This is a genomic window from Achromobacter sp. RW408 (assembly GCF_003184165.1).
GTDB lineage: Bacteria > Pseudomonadota > Gammaproteobacteria > Burkholderiales > Burkholderiaceae_B > Achromobacter > Achromobacter xylosoxidans.
In genome coordinates this window covers 1-15839 of the sequence record NZ_QHHO01000046.1, presented here as the reverse complement: position 1 = coordinate 15839, position 15839 = coordinate 1, and the positions used below count along the sequence as shown (strand labels likewise).

16 protein-coding genes are annotated in these 15839 nt (G+C 70.9%); 8 read left to right on the top strand and 8 right to left on the bottom strand.

Annotation, left to right across the window (positions count from 1 at the left end):
• Nucleotides 1-21: 21 nt before the first annotated feature.
• Nucleotides 22-1056 carry a class I SAM-dependent methyltransferase gene (locus DK459_RS10055; protein WP_110134692.1) on the top strand — a complete coding sequence of 345 codons (1035 nt, stop codon included), beginning with the start codon at nt 22-24 and terminating at the stop codon, nt 1054-1056.
• On the top strand, nt 1053-2354 hold the full coding sequence (locus tag DK459_RS10050; protein WP_110134691.1) for an MFS transporter: 1302 nt from the start codon (nt 1053-1055) through the stop codon (nt 2352-2354). The genes DK459_RS10055 and DK459_RS10050 overlap by 4 nt, the downstream gene beginning before the upstream one ends.
• Nucleotides 2355-2374: 20 nt before the next feature.
• On the opposite strand, the gene DK459_RS10045 is transcribed toward DK459_RS10050, so the two are convergent.
• Nucleotides 2375-3214, bottom strand: a complete 840-nt coding sequence (locus DK459_RS10045; RefSeq protein ID WP_038503697.1) for an IclR family transcriptional regulator — start codon at nt 3212-3214, stop codon at nt 2375-2377.
• A gap of 205 nt (nt 3215-3419) precedes the next feature.
• On the opposite strand from DK459_RS10045, the gene DK459_RS10040 reads away from it, so the two are divergent.
• Together DK459_RS10040 and DK459_RS10035 are read left to right on the top strand one after the other, a co-directional pair.
• Nucleotides 3420-5072 carry a GMC family oxidoreductase gene (locus tag DK459_RS10040; RefSeq protein WP_054447447.1) on the top strand — a complete coding sequence of 551 codons (1653 nt, stop codon included), beginning with the start codon at nt 3420-3422 and terminating at the stop codon, nt 5070-5072.
• Between the two features lie 67 nt (nt 5073-5139).
• On the top strand, nt 5140-6474 hold the full coding sequence (locus tag DK459_RS10035) for an MFS transporter (RefSeq protein WP_020927975.1): 1335 nt from the start codon (nt 5140-5142) through the stop codon (nt 6472-6474).
• Between the two features lie 41 nt (nt 6475-6515).
• Here DK459_RS10035 and DK459_RS10030 read toward each other — a convergent pair whose 3' ends face one another.
• Both DK459_RS10030 and DK459_RS10025 read right to left on the bottom strand, forming a co-directional pair.
• On the bottom strand, nt 6516-7526 hold the full coding sequence (locus DK459_RS10030; protein WP_006385067.1) for an aldo/keto reductase: 1011 nt from the start codon (nt 7524-7526) through the stop codon (nt 6516-6518).
• A 144-nt stretch (nt 7527-7670) separates the two neighbouring features.
• The gene (locus tag DK459_RS10025) at nt 7671-8729 is read right to left on the bottom strand and encodes a serine hydrolase (protein ID WP_110134690.1); all 1059 of its coding nucleotides are present in this window, start codon (nt 8727-8729) and stop codon (nt 7671-7673) included.
• 166 nt (nt 8730-8895) lie between these two features.
• On the opposite strand from DK459_RS10025, the gene DK459_RS10020 reads away from it, so the two are divergent.
• Nucleotides 8896-9870, top strand: a complete 975-nt coding sequence (locus DK459_RS10020) for a tripartite tricarboxylate transporter substrate-binding protein (protein WP_110134689.1) — start codon at nt 8896-8898, stop codon at nt 9868-9870.
• 84 nt (nt 9871-9954) lie between these two features.
• On the opposite strand, the gene DK459_RS10015 is transcribed toward DK459_RS10020, so the two are convergent.
• Nucleotides 9955-10518 carry a TetR/AcrR family transcriptional regulator gene (locus DK459_RS10015; protein ID WP_232254224.1) on the bottom strand — a complete coding sequence of 188 codons (564 nt, stop codon included), beginning with the start codon at nt 10516-10518 and terminating at the stop codon, nt 9955-9957.
• A gap of 104 nt (nt 10519-10622) precedes the next feature.
• On the opposite strand from DK459_RS10015, the gene DK459_RS10010 reads away from it, so the two are divergent.
• Both DK459_RS10010 and DK459_RS10005 read left to right on the top strand, forming a co-directional pair.
• The gene (locus DK459_RS10010) at nt 10623-11159 is read left to right on the top strand and encodes a carboxypeptidase-like regulatory domain-containing protein (RefSeq protein ID WP_110134688.1); all 537 of its coding nucleotides are present in this window, start codon (nt 10623-10625) and stop codon (nt 11157-11159) included.
• Between the two features lie 114 nt (nt 11160-11273).
• Nucleotides 11274-11807, top strand: a complete 534-nt coding sequence (locus DK459_RS10005) for a hypothetical protein (RefSeq protein WP_020927980.1) — start codon at nt 11274-11276, stop codon at nt 11805-11807.
• Nucleotides 11808-11918: 111 nt separating this feature from the next.
• Here DK459_RS10005 and DK459_RS10000 read toward each other — a convergent pair whose 3' ends face one another.
• From DK459_RS10000 to DK459_RS09990, 3 genes are all read right to left on the bottom strand, one after another.
• Complete coding sequence (locus DK459_RS10000; RefSeq protein WP_058664603.1) at nt 11919-12245, bottom strand: hypothetical protein; 327 nt, start codon at nt 12243-12245, stop codon at nt 11919-11921.
• Nucleotides 12235-12741: a DUF523 domain-containing protein gene (locus DK459_RS09995; RefSeq protein WP_110134687.1), complete on the bottom strand. Its 507-nt coding sequence runs from the start codon at nt 12739-12741 to the stop codon at nt 12235-12237. The genes DK459_RS10000 and DK459_RS09995 overlap by 11 nt, the downstream gene beginning before the upstream one ends.
• 120 nt (nt 12742-12861) lie before the next feature.
• A complete protein-coding gene (locus DK459_RS09990) occupies nt 12862-13119 on the bottom strand; it encodes a hypothetical protein (RefSeq protein ID WP_024069077.1) in 258 nt (85 codons plus the stop codon).
• A 130-nt stretch (nt 13120-13249) separates the two neighbouring features.
• On the opposite strand from DK459_RS09990, the gene DK459_RS09985 reads away from it, so the two are divergent.
• Nucleotides 13250-14056, top strand: a complete 807-nt coding sequence (locus DK459_RS09985) for a helix-turn-helix domain-containing protein (RefSeq protein WP_110134686.1) — start codon at nt 13250-13252, stop codon at nt 14054-14056.
• Nucleotides 14057-14200: 144 nt separating this feature from the next.
• On the opposite strand, the gene DK459_RS09980 is transcribed toward DK459_RS09985, so the two are convergent.
• Complete coding sequence (locus tag DK459_RS09980; protein WP_110134685.1) at nt 14201-15724, bottom strand: NYN domain-containing protein; 1524 nt, start codon at nt 15722-15724, stop codon at nt 14201-14203.
• Nucleotides 15725-15839 lie beyond the last annotated feature (115 nt).

Sequence of the window (15839 nt, the reverse complement as noted above, 5' to 3'; positions counted from 1 at the left end):
CCGCTTTCCAAGGAATCCCTCATGCCGACTTCCCCCCTGCCCCTGCAACGCTATTGGGACCTGGCCGCCGCGCCGGTCGAAACCGCCGCGCTCGACGCCGCCCTGGAACTGGACCTGTTCGCGCGCCTGGTCGCGCCGGCCAGCGCCGCGCACGTCGCGCAGGCGCTGGCGCTGCGCCCCGCCGCCGCCGAGCATCTGCTGGACCTGCTGTGGAGCCTGCGCCTGCTGCATCGCATCGCCGGCGAACCCGCGCTGTACCGCTGCGGCGCCACGGCGCGCGCCCATTTCGTGGCGGGCCGGCCTGGCTACTGCGGCGACGCCTGGCGCTACCGGCGCCGCTCGCTGGCGCAGTCCGGCGAGCAGTTGATGCAACGGCTGCGCCAGGATCCGGCCGCCGCGCTCGCCACTGCGCCGGGCGCGGCTTCCGAAGCCAGCGGCTGGGCCCAGGCGGCGCGGGTGCAGATCGGCCAGGAGCAACGCGCCCTGGCCGTGGCCGCGGCGCGCGAGGCGGTGGCCTGCGTGCCCGGCGCCGACGCGGCCCGCCGCATCCTCGACCTGGGCGGCGGCCCCGGCCTGATCGGCATCGCGCTGGTGCAGGATCGCCCGCAGGCCAGCGGCGTGGTGTTCGACTGGCCCGAGACCGCCGCCGTGGCGCGCGAGAACATCGCCGCCGCCGGGCTGGCCGAGCGCATGGTGGCGGTGGGCGGCGACCTGGCCACGGCGGATATCGGCGCCGGCTACGACCTCATCTGGTGCTCGTCGGTGCTGCATTTCGTGCCCGACGCCGCCGCCGCGATCCGCAAGATGCACGACGCCCTTGCACTGGGCGGGCTGCTGGTGATGGCGCATGCCGAGGTCCCGGACGACGCCGACGCCGCCGCGCGCGTGCTGCGCTATTACCTGCCGATGCTGCTGCTGGGGCGGCGCGTGACACGCCAGGGCCAGTTGGCGCAAGCGCTGCGCGCCGCCGGCTTCGCCGAAGTGCGCGGCTTCGATTCCGACCGCTTTCCGCTGGCGCCGCTGCATGTGCTGTCGGCGCGGCGGACCGCGCCATGACGCAGCGCCTGCGCCACGGCCTGGCCCAGGCCCTGTTCGGCTGGCTCAACCTGGCACTGACCGCGCCGGGCGTCTATCTGTGGCTGGGGCTGCCGCTGGTGCTGCGCCAGCACGGCTGGTCCGGCACCGCCCTGGGCCTGTTCCAGCTGGCCAGCCTGCCGACCGTGTTCAAGTTCCTGCTGGCGATGCCGCTGGACCGGCGCGGCGCGCGCCATGGCGGCTACCGGCGCTGGACCGCGGCGCTGCTGCTGGCCTACGCCGCCGTGCTGCTGGCGCTGGGCTGGCGCGACCTGCTGAATGATGGCATTACGCTGTTCGCGCTGGCGGCCGCCGCCGCCCTGGCCGGCACCTGGGCCGACGTGCCCGTCAACGCGCTGGCGATCCGCGTGCTGCCTGTGGCCGGCCGCGCCTCGGCGGGCGGCATCCGCTCGATGGCGCTGTGCCTGGGCGCGATCGCCGGCGGCGGCCTGATGCTGCTGGCGCAGGCGCGCTGGGGCTGGCAGGCGCCCTTCCTGATCATGGCCGCCGCGCTGGCGCTGGGCGCGGCGCTGACCTTGCTGCTGCGGGAGAGCATGGATGCCGGACGAGCCGACGACGGCGCGATTACCTCGCGCGATGGACACCTCGACACGAACGACGCGGCGACACTGGATGACACAAAGGGGCAACCCGGCGCGCCCCTGCAAACCACAGACACCACCTCGACCACCCGCCAGGCCATCGCGTACCTGCGCCTGCCCGCCAGCCGCCGCTGGCTGCCGCTGCTGGCGCTGCTGTTCCCCTTCATCGGCGCAGGCTGGTTCTACCTGAAACCTGTGCTGCTGGACCAGGGCCTGGCGCCGCAACGCGTGGCGTGGCTGGTCGGTGTCGCGGGCGGCGCGGTCGGCGCCGTGGCCAGCATCGCGGGCGCGCGGCTGCTCAAGCGCCTGGGCGCGGGCCGCGCGGTGCGGCTGCATGCGGGCGCCGGAGCCGCCGCGTTGCTGGCATTGACGCTGGCGGTCGGCCTGGGCGCGGCCCCGGCCGTGCTGGCGGCCTGCGCCATGATGGTGGCGGCGGCCATGGGCGCCACCGCCGCCCTGGCGTTCGGCCTGATGATGTCGCATGCCCGGCCGGGCCTGCAGGCGCTGGACTACGGCATCCAGTCCAGCGTTTTCGCGCTGACGCGCATCGCCGCGCCGCTGGCGGCCGGGATTCTGCTCGACGCGGCCGGTCCGGTCGCGATGCTGGCGACGTTGACGGCGGGCGCGGCGGCCGTGCTGGCGCTGGCTTGGCGCCGGGCGGCCGCGCTGCCGGGCTAGGGGTTCGCGGCCCGACGCCCTCAACCGCCCGGCCGGTGCTCGGCCAGCACCGCGCTCATCGACTGCGCCGCGCCTTGCAGCACCGGCACCGCGCGCAACAGGTCATCGAGCATCAGCCGCGCGGTCGGCGCATGGCACGCCACCGCCGCCACCACGCGGTCCTGCGCGTCGCGCACCGGCACCGCCACCGCGCTCATGCCGCGCACGAACTCCTCGTTGTCGATGCCGATGCCGCGCGCGGCCAGGCGTTCCAGTTCGTCTTCCAGCCGCGCCGGATCGGTCAGCGTGCGCGGCGTGTTGCGCGTGAGCGGCAGGCGCGCCAGCACCCGGCCGCGTTCGAGCCGGTTCATCGACGCCAGGAACAGCTTGCCGCTGGCGGTGCAGTGCATCGGCACGTGGCTGCCGACCGCGAAGAACAGGCGTAGCGGTTCGGCGGTCTCGACGCGCTCCATGTAGATCACCTGGTCGCCGTCGGGCGCGGTGAGATTGCAGGTCTCGCCGAGCTTGCCGACCAGTTGCGCCAGCACCGCGCGGCAGGCGCGGGTGAAGGCCGAGGCGCGCAGCGTGGCCAGCGCCAGCGCGGTGGCCTGCGGCCCCGGCACGTAGCCGTTCTCGGTGGGCGTGGCGGCGACGAAGCCGGCGCGCTGCATCGACGCCAGCAGGCGCATCAGGGTGGACTTGGGCATGTCCAGGCGCTGCGCCAGTTGCGCCAGCGTGGGCGGGTGCTGGGCGCGGGCCAGGTAGTCCAGCACCAGCAGCGCGCGCAGCGAACGCGAGCCATCCCGCGACTCGTCGGCGTCGGGCGCACGCGCCGATGCTGCACTGCGATTTTGAAACCGAAGATCCATGTTCTGTGCCATTTCGCCGTTCCCGCGCTTGTCGCGCTTTCTTTCCCGTGGCGGCTTCCTAGAATCGCCACAGATACGGAACCTTTGCGCGTTGCCGCGCCCCCCTCGCATCAGGCCAGTATATAAGTGCGCGGCGGCGCGGCAAGCAGGGTAAACGCGCCGTCCGGACGAGGGACTCCCCGCGTCACGGCACGGCCAGGCCAAGGAGGAAACAGACATGTCCGATGCCGTGGACTACATCGTGGTGGGGGCCGGTTCCGCCGGCTGCGTGCTGGCGAACCGCCTGAGCGCCAACGGCCAGCACAGCGTGTGCCTGCTGGAGGCGGGGCCGCCGGACCGCTCGCCCTGGATCCACATCCCCATCGGCTACGGCAAGACCATGTTCCACAAGGTGCTGAACTGGGGCTACTACACCGAACCCGACCCCAACATGCTGGACCGCCGCATCTACTGGCCGCGCGGCCGCACGCTGGGCGGTTCCAGCGCCATCAACGGCCTGATCTACATCCGCGGCCAGCGCCAGGACTACGATGCCTGGGTCGCCGCCGGCAACCCGGGCTGGAGCTGGGAGGAATGCCTGCCCTACTTCCGCAAGCTCGAGAACAACGACCTCGGCCCGGGCGCCACGCGCGGCACCGAAGGTCCGCTGAACGCCACCTCGATCAAGACGCCGCATCCGCTGGTCGAAGGCCTGATCGGCGCGGCGCGCGCGCTCGGCCTGCCACACGTGACCGACTTCAACAGCGGCGACCAGGAAGGAGTGGGCTACTACCAGCTCACCACCCGCAATGGCCGCCGCTGCTCCACCGCGGTGGCCTACCTGCGGCCGGCGCGCGGCCGCGCCAACCTGCGTGTCGAGACCGGCGCGCACACGATGGCGGTGCTGTTCGAGGGCAGCCGCGCCTGCGGCGTGCGCTATCGGCAGGACGGCCAGGTGCGCACGCTGCGGGCCCGCCGCGAGGTGATCCTGTGCGCCGGCGCGCTGCAATCGCCGCAACTGCTGCAATTGTCGGGCGTGGGCCCGGCCGCGCTGCTGCGGCGCTTCGGCATCGGCGTGGTGCGCGACCTGCCCGGCGTGGGCGAGAACCTGCAGGACCACCTGCAGATCCGCCTCATCTACGAGACCCGCCAGCCCATCACCACCAACGACCAGCTGCGCACGCTGCACGGACGCGCGGCGATGGGGCTGCAATGGCTGCTGTTCCGCGGCGGGCCCCTGGCGGTGGGCATCAACCAGGGCGGCCTGTTCTGCCGCGTCGATCCGGCCAGCGCCACGCCCGACACCCAGTTTCATTTCGCCACGCTGTCGGCCGACATGGCCGGCGGCAAGGTGCATCCATTCTCGGGCTGCACCTATTCGGTGTGCCAGCTGCGGCCCTCGTCGCGCGGCACGGTGCGGTTGCGCAGCGCCGACCCCTTCGAGGCCCCGGCCATGCAGCCCAACTACCTGTCCACCGAGCTGGACCGGCGCATGACGGTGGCGGCGGTCAAGTACGCGCGCCGGCTGGCCGCCACCGAACCGCTGGCCGGATTGATGAAGCGCGAGTTCCGGCCCGGCGCCGAGGTGCAAAGCGACGACGAGATCCTGCATTTCTGCCGCGAGTATGGCGCCACCATCTTCCACCCTTCGGGCACCGCGAAAATGGGCCCGCGCGAGGATCCCATGGCCGTGGTCGACGAGCGCCTGCGGGTGCACGGCGTGAGCGGGCTGCGGGTGGTGGATTGCTCCATCATGCCAACGCTGGTGTCGGGCAACACCAACGTGCCGGTGGTGATGCTGGCCGAGCGCGCGGCCGATTTCATCCTGCAGGACCTGCACGCGGCGCGGCCACGCGCGCAGGCGCAACCGGTATTGCAGCAGGCGGCATGACATGAACTGACCGCAACCCGCGGCGCGGCGCCGCAGAGCGCCGCCCGCCCCACCAAAGGAGACAGGCATGGCCAAGCAGAACGAAACCGCGGTGCGCAAAGTCGTCGCCGCGTCGCTGATCGGCGCCACCATCGAGTGGTACGACTTTTTCCTGTACGGCGTGGTCGCCGGCATCGTGTTCAACAAGCTGTACTTTCCCACGGGCGACCCGCTCATCTCCACCATGCTGGCCTACACCACCTTCGCGGTGGGCTTCATCACGCGGCCGCTGGGCGGGCTGGTGTTCGGCCACTTCGGCGATCGCATCGGCAGAAAGAGCATGCTGGTGATGACGCTGATGATCATGGGCGTGTCCACCTTCCTGATCGGCCTGGTGCCCACCTATGACAGCATCGGCCTGTGGGCGCCGATCCTGCTGCTGCTGTTGCGCGTGTTCCAGGGCATCGGCCTGGGCGGCGAATGGGGCGGCGCGGTGCTGATGGCGTATGAGTACGCGCCGCCGGGCAAAAAGGGCTACTACGCCTCGCTGCCACAGATCGGGCTGGCCATCGGCCTGTGCCTGGCGTCCGGTACGGTGGCGCTGCTGTCGACGCTGCTGACCGACGCGCAGTTCATGGCCTGGGGCTGGCGCCTGGCGTTCCTGGCGTCGGCGGCGATGGTCGGGGTCGGCATGTACATCCGCCTGAACATCAAGGAAACGCCCGAGTTCGCCGCGGTCAAGCGCGACAACGCCGAAAGCCGCATCCCGTTCATGGACATGATCCGCCGCTACCCGGGCAACGTCGCCAAGGGCATGGGCGCGCGCTACATCGACGGCGTGTTCTTCAACGTGTTCGGCGTGTTCTCGATCTCCTACCTGACCCAGACGCTGCAGATCACGCGCACCGAGGCGCTGACCGGGGTGATGGCGGCCGCGCTGGTGATGTGCTTCACCATCCCCTACTTCGGGCGGCTGTCCGACCGCATCGGGCGCACGCGGGTGTATTTCTGGGGCTCGCTGATCACGGCGGTGGCGGCCTTTCCCGGCTTCTGGCTGATGCTCAACAGCCAGGGCAGCGTGATGCTGGTGTGGCTGGCCATCATCATTCCGTTCGGCATCTTCTACGCCGCCGTCTACGGACCGGAGGCCGCCCTGTTCTGCGAGCTGTTCGACGCCAAGGTGCGCTACACCGGCATCTCGTTCGTCTACCAGTTCTCGGGTATCTTCGCCTCGGGCATCACGCCGATCATCGCCACCGCGCTACTCAAGACCGGCAACGGCCAGCCCTGGCTGATCTGCCTGTACGTGCTGTTCTCGGGCGTGGTGTCGGCGCTGTGCGCCTGGCTGATCGGGCGCGGCGGGCGCACCGCGGCGCAGGACGGGCTGGCCCCGCCGGCCAGCGCGACCCTGCGCAAGGCCTAGCCGGCGCGCGGGCGGCGCCGCGCGCCGCCCGCTGCCTACCGTCAGGCCACCGTCACCGGGCGGCCGTGGAACGGATAGTTGGGATCGTTGTAGCCGTGGGTCGAGGCGTGGCCGGGCGTGACCCAGCTGTCCACCAGGGCCTCGTCTTCGGGCGTGATGGTCACGTCCAGCGCGGCGTAGTAGTCGTCCATCTGCGCCAGCGTGCGCGGGCCGGCGATGACGCCGGTGACGATCGGATTGGCCAGCACCCAGGCGGTGGCGAAATGGCCCGGCTGCACGCCACGGGCGGCGCTGTGCTGTACCAGCTGCTGCGCGATGCGCAACGATTCCTCGCGGAACTCGGTGGCCAGGATGCGGCGGTCGCCGCGCCCGGCGCGGGTGTCGGCGGCGGGCGCCTGGCCCGGCTGGTATTTGCCGGTGAGCACGCCGCGCGCGATCGGGCTGTACGGCACCACGCCCAGGCCGTAGTGCTGGCAGGCCGGCAGGATCTCGACCTCGGGGCCGCGATTGAGCATGTTGTAGTACGGCTGGCACACCACCGGCTGCGGCACGCCCAGCTTTTCGCACAGGCGCAGGGTTTCGGCGATGCGCCAGCCGCGGAAGTTCGACAGCCCGAAGCTGCGCAGCTTGCCGGCGCGGATCAGGTCGCCCAGCGCCCACAGCGCCTCTTCCAGGTTTTCCTCGTGGTAGTCGCGGTGCAGGTAGAGGATGTCGAGGAAATCCGTGCCCAGGCGCGCCAGGCTCTGCTCGACGCCGCGGATCAGCCACTGGCGCGAATAGTGCGACTGGTTCGGGCCCTTGCCCACCACGTTGCCGATCTTGCTGGCCAGCACCCAGTCGTGGCGCTGCCCTTGCAGCAACTTGCCCACCACTTGCTCGGAACGGCCGTCGTTGTAGACGTCGGCGGTGTCGATGAAGTTCAGGCCGTGGTCGCGCGCGGAGGCGACGATGCGCGCGGCCTCGTCATCGGGCGTCTGCTCGCCGAACATCATGGTGCCCAGGCACAGGGGCGAGACGCGAAGATTGCTGGATCCGAGACGGCGGTAGTTCATGGCGAAATCCTTGGTCGGCGAAAAACGATGGCGCGCCCGCCGGCGGCCCGGCGGGCAAAGGGGCATGTTGCCAGAAGAATGCCGGCAGGCCGCTGAAAATCCCTGCGCCGGGCAGGGACACCGACCGCCATGCGCGGCGGCCGCTCAGGCCGGCTGCGCGTCCACCGCCGCCAGAATTCGACCGAACAGCGCGTCGGCGTGCGCCGAATCGAGCCAGCGCACGATCGCCACCAGCCTGCGCTCGGGCTCGACCCAGGTGAACGAACTGCCCGCGCCCACGCCGAAGAAGCTGGATGCCGGCACGCTGGGGAACACGCGGCCTTCGTGGTTGAGCCAGATCAGGTAGCCGTAGTACGGCGCGATCGCGCACGGCTGGCGCATCTGCGCGATCCAGTCGCTCGACAGCACCTGGCGGCCATCGGCGGCGCGGCCCTGGTCCAGCAGCATCTGGCCGATCAATGCCTGGTCGCGGGCGCTGATCGACATGCCGCCGCCCCAGTGCGAGCCGCCCGGCACCGACGGCATGCGCTGGCCGTCGATCTCGACCCAGGCATTGTCGTAGCCCACCCATTGCCAGTTTTCGCTGGCGCCCAGCGGCCGCGTGACGGCCTCGCGGAACACCTCGGGCAAGGGCTTGCGGAACAGGTGCAGCAGCGCGTACGACAGCTGGTTGATGCGCACGTCGTTGTATTCCCAGTACGTGCCGGGCGCTTGCAGCGGACGCGCCTCGCCCTTCTTGCCGTCGGGCGGCGCGCCGAAGGTGACGGCGCGGTAGCGGTCGGCCTGGTCGGAGACGCCGAAGCGCTCGCCTTCCCATTCGCTGGTCTGCTGCAGCAGATGGCGCCAGGTGATCCGCGCATTGTGGCCGTGGTCGAAGCCGATGCCGGGCACGCGCTTGCCGACCGGTTCATCGACATCCGGCAACAGGCCGCGATCATGCGCCAGTCCGGCCAGGATCGCCAAGTACAGCTTGGCCACGCTGAAGGTCAGGTCGGCGCGATCGGGCTCGCCCCACGATGCGATCTCGCGGCCCTCGCGCAGCACCACGCCCGAGACTAGGCCACGGTCGTGGATCGGCCCCAGCAGGCGGTTCCAGGGCGGCGGGTCGTTCTGGTGCACGCCGAAGACGCCATCGACGCTGCGGTCCCAGGCGGTTTCGTGGTCGTTGGCGAACTCGATCGCCTGCTGCATGAGCGCGTTCATTGATTTCCCTTGTCTTGTCGTAGGCCAGTGGCCCTGGGAGTATATCCATCCGCCCGCCGCGCGATATCGCCTGCGGCAATAAGCAAGGCGTGAATCAATCGTTGGCGCGGCGGCGCGCGGCCGGTAGAGTCCAACGCCCCGCATCATCGAACCCATTGCCAATTCCATGTCCCTTGCCGCCCGCGTGCCTTCCCGTCTTTCCGCCCTGCTCCTGGCCATCGCCGCCGCCTGTGCCGGCGCCGCCCATGCCGAACAACGCGTCATCCGCATCGTGGTGCCGTATGGCACGGGCGCGGTGCAGGACACCATCGCCCGCGCCATCGGCGACGAGCTGGGCCGGGCCCTGGACGCGTCGATCGTGATCGAGAACCGCGCGGGCGCCGGCGGCACCGTGGGCACCGCCCAGGTGGCGCGCGCCGCGCCCGACGGCAATACGCTGGTGCTGGCCGCGGCCAGCCACCACATCGCCGGTTATCTGTACAAGAACCTGAGCTATGACCCCTACAAGGATTTCACCGGCGTGGCCTACCTGGGCAACACCGGCTACGTCATCCTCGCGTCGGCCGGGCTGAAGGTGGCCAACACGGCCGAGTTCATCCAGGCGGTCAAGGCAAAACCGGGCGCCTACGATTACGCCTCCGCCGGCAACGGCAGTGCCTCGCACCTGGGCATGGCGTCGTTCCTGAGCGCCGCCGGCGCGCAGATGCAGCACATCCCCATGAAGTCCACCGGCGACGCCGTGACCGAGCTGCTGGCCGGCCGCGTGCAGGCCGTGACCGCCGCCACCATCGGCGTGACCGGCTACCGCAACGATCCGCGCGTGACGTTCCTGGCCTACACCGGCAAGCAGCGCTCGCGCTTCGCGCCCGACCTGCCAACGGTGGCCGAGAGCGGCCTGCCCGGCTACGCCTTCGATTCGTGGCTGGGCCTGCTGGCCCCCGCCGGCATCGCGCCGGCCGAGCGCGACAAGCTCAACGCCGCCGTCAACAGCGTGCTGGCCGATCCCAAGGTGCAGGCGCGGCTGGCGGCGCTGGGCGTGGAGGCCGAAGCCAGGTCCCCGGCGCAGTTCCAGGAATTGCTGAAAGCGGATTGGGACGCGGCCGGCAAGCTGGTGGTGGCCTCGGGCGCGCGGGTGGAATAGGCGCCGGGCCACGGGCCGGCCACGGCGTCAAGCGACGCGGCCGGCACAGGCGGCCTGGACCCGGGCGGCGGCCGGGCCCGCCTGTCAGCGCTGGCGCACGCCTTCCAGGAACATGTTGGTGATGAATTCGGCCAGCGCCTCGCGCTCCTCGGCGTCGGGACCGCGGCGCGCAAAGCGCTCTATCACGCCCATGAAGGCGTGCGACAGCCATGCCGGCGGGATGTCCTTGCGAAACACGCCGGCGCGCTGGTCGATGCGGATGTTCTCGGCAATCATCTCGACCAGCTCGTCCTTGAGCGACTCGGCCGCATCGACCTGGAAAAAACCGATGCGCGTCAGGTTGGGGTCCTCGCCCAGGATGTTCAGCCAGTTGGTCACGCCCCGGCGCACGCGTTCCTCGACGGGCAGATTCTGCTGATCCTCATAGAGGCGCGCCTGGCAGACTTCCTGCCGCAGGCGCTGGGCGAACATGCCCACGAGTTCATCGTAGGCCGCCTGCTTGCCGGCGAAATACTGATAAAACACCGGTTGCGTCACGCCCGCCCGGGCGACAATGTCGCTGATCCGGGTGTGCTGGAACCCGCGCTCGGCGAACTCCGCCGCCGCGACTTCCAGAAGTTGCAACCGGGTGCGCTCACCTTTCGTCAAACGCTTTTCTTGCGGAACAGATGGGGGTAGTGCCGTCGTCATCGCGTGAAAATACTATCCTTCCGCCCTTTTAGCCATACATTCCTGCATACATAGAAACCCTGATGATCCGATTGCCGCGCCTGCTTCGCCTTGGTTGCGCCGCCGCGTTCACGCTGGCCCTGTCCGGCTGCATACCCTACCCGGCCCACAAGACTCTGCAGCCGCAGTCCGCCATCACCGTCCAGGACGAAGCCGGACGGCCGGTGGCCGACGCGCGGGTGGTGCTGATCGCCGCCGCCTATCCCTATGGCTATGACCGGTTCCGCAACGAGCAGCGCACCGACGCCGAGGGTCGCGCCAGCTTCGAGGCCCGCCATGAGTGGCGTGTCGAAATGCTGGCGATCCATGGCGCGGAAGTGTTCTTCTGGAACTGGTGCGTCGAGAAGCCGGGTTACGTCACCCACTCCACCCATGACCGCAACGCCGAGGCCTTCGACCCGCGCCCGGTGGTCCGCCTGCGGGCCGGGGAATCGACGACTTGCGACAATCCGCGGGGATCGCCCTTCATGCGCGACCAACCGGCGGCGCCCAGGCCGGCCCAGGCCGCGCCCGCGCGGGAAACGGCAGGCGGCAGCGCCGGCCCGTCGCCAAGCCCCTGAAATCACTTGAAATCTTCATAAATCTTGACACACCTGCCGTGTCGCGGCGGCGGTACATTACGGTATCGCCAGCCTGCGCAGCACGCGCACGCCTGGCGGCTCAGGAGCAAGATCATGAAGCGGTTCACGGGTCGCATGGTCGGCGTTGCGCTGGCCCTGGCCTTGGCAAGTTCCCCCGCCCTGGCGGGCGGGTATCGCGGTGGCCACCATGGGGGCTACCACCATCATCACGGCGGTGGCGGCGGCGGCAGCGGCTGGTGGATCGGCGGCGCCTTCGCGCTGGCGGCCACAGGGCTGATTCTGGCGGCCAATTCCGGCCCCTCTTACGCGCAGACCGGCGTCTATGCGCCGGGCGTGTCCTACACCAGTCCGCCGGTGTACGCGGCGCCCGTCTATGAGACGCCGCCGGTGTACAGCGCGCCCCCGGTCTACCAGGCGCCGGCGCAATACGCGCCGGTGCAATACGAGGCGGCGCCGCCCGCCAACACGGCGCAGGCCAGCGCCTCGACCGATTGCCAGCGCTGGGCCATGAACCAGAGCGGCTACGACCCGGCGACCATCTCGCAATGGACCACCCAGGTCATGGTGGACAGCTACAACCACGCCATGGATTCCTGCATGAACAGCCGCGGCTACCGCGCCAACTGAGGCTGGCCTTGCCCGGACACGACGAGCGCCCCGCGGGGCGCTCGTGGCAATTGGCGCGGACGCCGCGGCACGGCGAACGGTCGCGGGCGGCACAGCGAACGGCCGCGGGCCTCAGGGCCGCCGGCCGCCCCAGCCGCGCCAGGCGAAGAACAGGCCGGCCGCCAGGGCCAGCGCGGCCGGCAGGATCCAGACGAAACCGCTGTCGGTGTAGACCACCTGGTCGACCGGGTCGTAATAGCGGCCCAGTTCGTTGAAGTCCCATTTCAGGTATTGCTGATACCAGAGCCAGCCGAAAAAGGCCGTGCACGACAGCGACACCACCGCGCCGACCCGCGCCAGCAGGCGCCCGCGCCCAAGCCCCGCGAGCAGCCGCCAGGCCGACAGCACACCGGCCGCCACCGCCACCAGCACCAGCCAGTCGCCGACGTTAAAGCCCATCGCCGGCCTCCAGCCGTGCCAGACAGGCGTCGGCCTCGGCCCATTGGTGTTCGCTGAATACCCGCAGGCCCGCGTCCGCCAACATCCGCGCGGTGACGCCGACGCCCGCCTGCCGCTGGCCGGAGAAGCTGCCGTCGTAGACGTAACCACTGCCACAGGAAGGGCTGCCCTCCTTGAGCACGGCGATGCGGATGCCGCGTCGCCTCGCCGCCTCCAGCGCCTGTTGCGCGCCGTCGACGAAGGGCCGGGTCGCGTCCTCGCCGGACACCGTCATCACCCGAGCGCGCCCGGACAGAACCGCGGTCGCGTCGGCGCCGGGTTCGATCTCGGCCGGCGGACGCGGGATCGGCAGGCCCCCCGCCACCTCGGGACAGACCGACACCACCCGGCCGGCATCGAGCCAGCGGGCCAGCACATCGTGGCCGCCGGTCACCGAGCGGCCGTCGTAACGCACGGGATGGCCGAGCAGGCAGGCACTGACAAGAACGTATTGCATGGGGATTTCCGGGCTGACGAGGCGGGCGCATTCGGATATGCGCCCATGGCAGGCGTCATCATAGAACAGCCCGGCGCCGTGCCCGGCACGGCTGATCGCCGGATGCCGGCCCGGGCGGGCTCACTCCCGGGCCGTCTCCAGCCATTGCCGCAGCGCCGGGTCGCGCACCTGCAGCACCTCGAACAATCCCAGCGCGCGCAAGGCCGGCAACGCCTCGCGCAGGTCGGCGGCAGCGCGTTCACGGGCCGGCGGCGTGGTGGCGGCGTCGCACCACAGGCGCGCGTTCGCCAGGAACGCGCCCACCGTGCCCTTGCGCACGGTCACGCCCTGGAACTCCGCGCTGTCGCGGTCGTCGGGCAACACATCCTGAGCTTTCATGGTTTTCTCCAGTGGGTGGGTACGGAAACCAGCTTAGTCGCGCGCGGCCGGCAAATCTGCGGTATTTTGGTCAATCCATACCGTTTTTTTGCCATTCATCCATGCCGTCCCTGCCCCGCCGCCCTTTCGCATGACACGTCCCGACGATCCCGCCTCGCCCCTGGTCGCCCCCGGGCTGGCCGCCGCTGGCGGCGGGCCGCGCCTGCTGGCGGTGCGCCGCCAGGACAAGGCGGTGCGCCAGACCGCCTTGCACCGGCATGCGCGCGGGCAATTGTTCGGCGCCTACCAGGGCTTGCTGACGGTGCAGGCCGGCGACCGCCAATGGGTCGCGCCGGCCGCGCACGCGCTGTGGGTGCCGCCCGATTGCCCGCATGGGTTGCGCTCGCATGGCCCCTATGCCGGCTACAGCGTCTACCTGAGCGCGGCGGCGTGCGCAGGCCTGCCCGATGCGCCGTGCGCCTTGCAGGCCTCCGCGCTGCTGCTGGCGGCGGTCGAGCGCGCCGCCGCTTGGCGCGACGAAACGTGGGATGCGGCGCGCCTGCGCATCGTCGAGCTGATCCGCGACGAGATCCGCACCCTGCCGCGCGCCGGCGACGGCCTGACGCTGCCACGCGATCCGCGGCTGCAGCGGCTGGCGCGAGCGCTGTCGGACGCGCCTGCCGACACGCGCCCGCTGGCGGCATGGGCGCACTGGATCGGCATGGCGCCGCGCACGCTGGCGCGGCGCTTCCAGGCCGAGACCGGCCTGACGCCGGGCGCCTGGCGCCAGCGCGCCCGCTTGATGCGGGCGCAGCAGATGCTGGCGGCCGGCCGCGGTGTGACGGCGGCCGCGCTGGAAGCGGGCTACGACAACGTCAGCGCCTTCATCGCCATGTTCAAGCGCGAACATGGCGTCACGCCGGGTCGTTATGCGGAGCAAGCGCCGCTGTCCGAATGAACGCGGCGCCCGATCGCGGCGATTGCCGCGAACCCGGATACCGGGCTTGGCGGCAGCGGCGTCCCGGCCGCTGACCCGCCCCGGCGGCAGGCGTGGCCGGCGAGGACAAATCGCCATGCCGGCCACGCCTGCCGCGCGGGCGGCTTATTCGGGATCGGCGCTCTTGCTTGCGGCGGTCTTGCGGGGCCGGCGGGCGCCGGTGGCCGTCTTGCGGGCGATTTTGCGAGCGGGTTTGGCGGGCGCGGCCTCGACGGCCTCGGCGCCCGCTTCGGCCGGGGCGGCTGGCGCGGCGACGCGATCTTCCGCCGCCCCGGCTTGGGCCGCGCTGTCGGCCTCCGCGCCCTTCGCGCGTGCCGAGCGCGTCGCGCCGCGGCCGCCACGGGCGCCGCGACGGCCCTTGGCCGGGGCCGCGTCGGTCGGCTCGACCGGTTCGTCTGGCACCTGCGCGTCGGCTCGCTCCGGTGCGCCTATCGCGTCGACCACCGCTTCCAGCGGCGGCGCGTCGGGCAACGCGGGGGCCGCCGGCGAAACGTCGAACAGCGGCGCCTGCGCCGTTGCCACCTCCGGCCGCCCCGGTCCGCCCTGCCATGCCTGGCCGGCATCGTGGAATTGCGACTCATCCACGGACGCGCCGCGCTGGCCATCCGACCGCGCGCCCTCCTGGCGGCCGCCCCGGCTGTTGGCGCCCGCGTTCTTGCGGCCGCCGCGCGTGCCGCGCGCCGGCCGGGTCTCGGTGGTATCGGCCATGGAACCGGCCGGCTGCGCGTCGGCGGCGTCATGCGCCTCGACCGCCTGGACCCGCGCGGCGGGCCTGCCGCCCGCGCGCGCGGCCGCGCCGCCGGCGCTGTCGCGATACACGTAGGTGCCGGATTTTTCCTCGCGCCCGACCTCCAGGAAGCCGCGCGACTGCGCCTCGTCCAGCAGGTTGCCGAAGGCGCGAAAGCCGTAGTACGACTCGTTGAAGTCCGGCCGGCGGCGCTTGAGCGCGTCCTTCAGGGCCGAGGCCCAGATCTTGCCGCTGTCGCCGCGCTCGGCCATCAGCGCCTCGAAGGTCTCGACCACCATGTCGACCGCCTGGGTCTTGCGGGCCTCCAGTTCTTCCTTGCGGCGGCGCTCCTCGTCGGGCGAGCGGCGCTGGCCGGCGTTGCCGCCGCCGCGATTGTCGCGGCGCGCGTCGGCGGCGCGCTGGCCTTCGCGGGCCAGGTCGTCATAGAAAATGAATTCGTCGCAGTTGGCGATCAAGAGGTCGGAGGTGGACTGCTTGACGCCCACCCCGATCACCTTCTTGTCGTTCTCGCGCAGCTTGGACACCAGCGGCGAGAAGTCGGAATCGCCGCTGATGATGACGAAGGTGTTGACGTGCGACTTGGTGTAGCAGAAGTCCAGCGCATCCACCACCAGCCGGATGTCGGCGGAATTCTTGCCCGACTGGCGCACGTGCGGGATTTCGATCAGCTCGAAATTGGCCTCGTGCATCGGCGCCTTGAATTCCTTGTAGCGCTCCCAGTCGCAATAGGCCTTCTTGACCACGATGCTGCCCTTGAGCAGCAGGCGTTCCAGCACCGGCCGGATGTCGAACTTCTGGTACTTGGTGTCGCGCACGCCAAGCGCCACGTTCTCGAAGTCGCAAAAAAGCGCCATGCTGACGTTTTCGTTGGCTGCATTCATGTGTTTTTCTCCGTTGCCGCGGCCGCCCCGGGCCAGTAGGCCCGGGGGACGATTGGCCGCCGATTGGCTGTGTCCAGGCCGACCATGATATACATTCCCGTCCCTCCTCCCCACC

Excerpts from the sequence above, each read along its gene's own strand:
- DK459_RS09990 (WP_024069077.1), bottom strand. The coding sequence starts at position 13,119 with ATGAAAGCTCAGGATGTGTTGCCCGACGACCGCGACAGCGCGGAGTTC.
- DK459_RS10035 (WP_020927975.1), top strand. The coding sequence starts at position 5,140 with ATGGCCAAGCAGAACGAAACCGCGGTGCGCAAAGTCGTCGCCGCGTCG.
- DK459_RS10045 (WP_038503697.1), bottom strand. The coding sequence starts at position 3,214 with ATGGCACAGAACATGGATCTTCGGTTTCAAAATCGCAGTGCAGCATCG.
- DK459_RS10040 (WP_054447447.1), top strand. The coding sequence starts at position 3,420 with ATGTCCGATGCCGTGGACTACATCGTGGTGGGGGCCGGTTCCGCCGGC.
- DK459_RS09980 (WP_110134685.1), bottom strand. The coding sequence starts at position 15,724 with ATGAATGCAGCCAACGAAAACGTCAGCATGGCGCTTTTTTGCGACTTC.
- DK459_RS10030 (WP_006385067.1), bottom strand. The coding sequence starts at position 7,526 with ATGAACTACCGCCGTCTCGGATCCAGCAATCTTCGCGTCTCGCCCCTG.
- DK459_RS09985 (WP_110134686.1), top strand. The coding sequence starts at position 13,250 with ATGACACGTCCCGACGATCCCGCCTCGCCCCTGGTCGCCCCCGGGCTG.
- DK459_RS10010 (WP_110134688.1), top strand. The coding sequence starts at position 10,623 with ATGATCCGATTGCCGCGCCTGCTTCGCCTTGGTTGCGCCGCCGCGTTC.
- DK459_RS10055 (WP_110134692.1), top strand. The coding sequence starts at position 22 with ATGCCGACTTCCCCCCTGCCCCTGCAACGCTATTGGGACCTGGCCGCC.
- DK459_RS10005 (WP_020927980.1), top strand. The coding sequence starts at position 11,274 with ATGAAGCGGTTCACGGGTCGCATGGTCGGCGTTGCGCTGGCCCTGGCC.
- DK459_RS10000 (WP_058664603.1), bottom strand. The coding sequence starts at position 12,245 with ATGGGCTTTAACGTCGGCGACTGGCTGGTGCTGGTGGCGGTGGCGGCC.
- DK459_RS10025 (WP_110134690.1), bottom strand. The coding sequence starts at position 8,729 with ATGAACGCGCTCATGCAGCAGGCGATCGAGTTCGCCAACGACCACGAA.
- DK459_RS10020 (WP_110134689.1), top strand. The coding sequence starts at position 8,896 with ATGTCCCTTGCCGCCCGCGTGCCTTCCCGTCTTTCCGCCCTGCTCCTG.
- DK459_RS10050 (WP_110134691.1), top strand. The coding sequence starts at position 1,053 with ATGACGCAGCGCCTGCGCCACGGCCTGGCCCAGGCCCTGTTCGGCTGG.
- DK459_RS09995 (WP_110134687.1), bottom strand. The coding sequence starts at position 12,741 with ATGCAATACGTTCTTGTCAGTGCCTGCCTGCTCGGCCATCCCGTGCGT.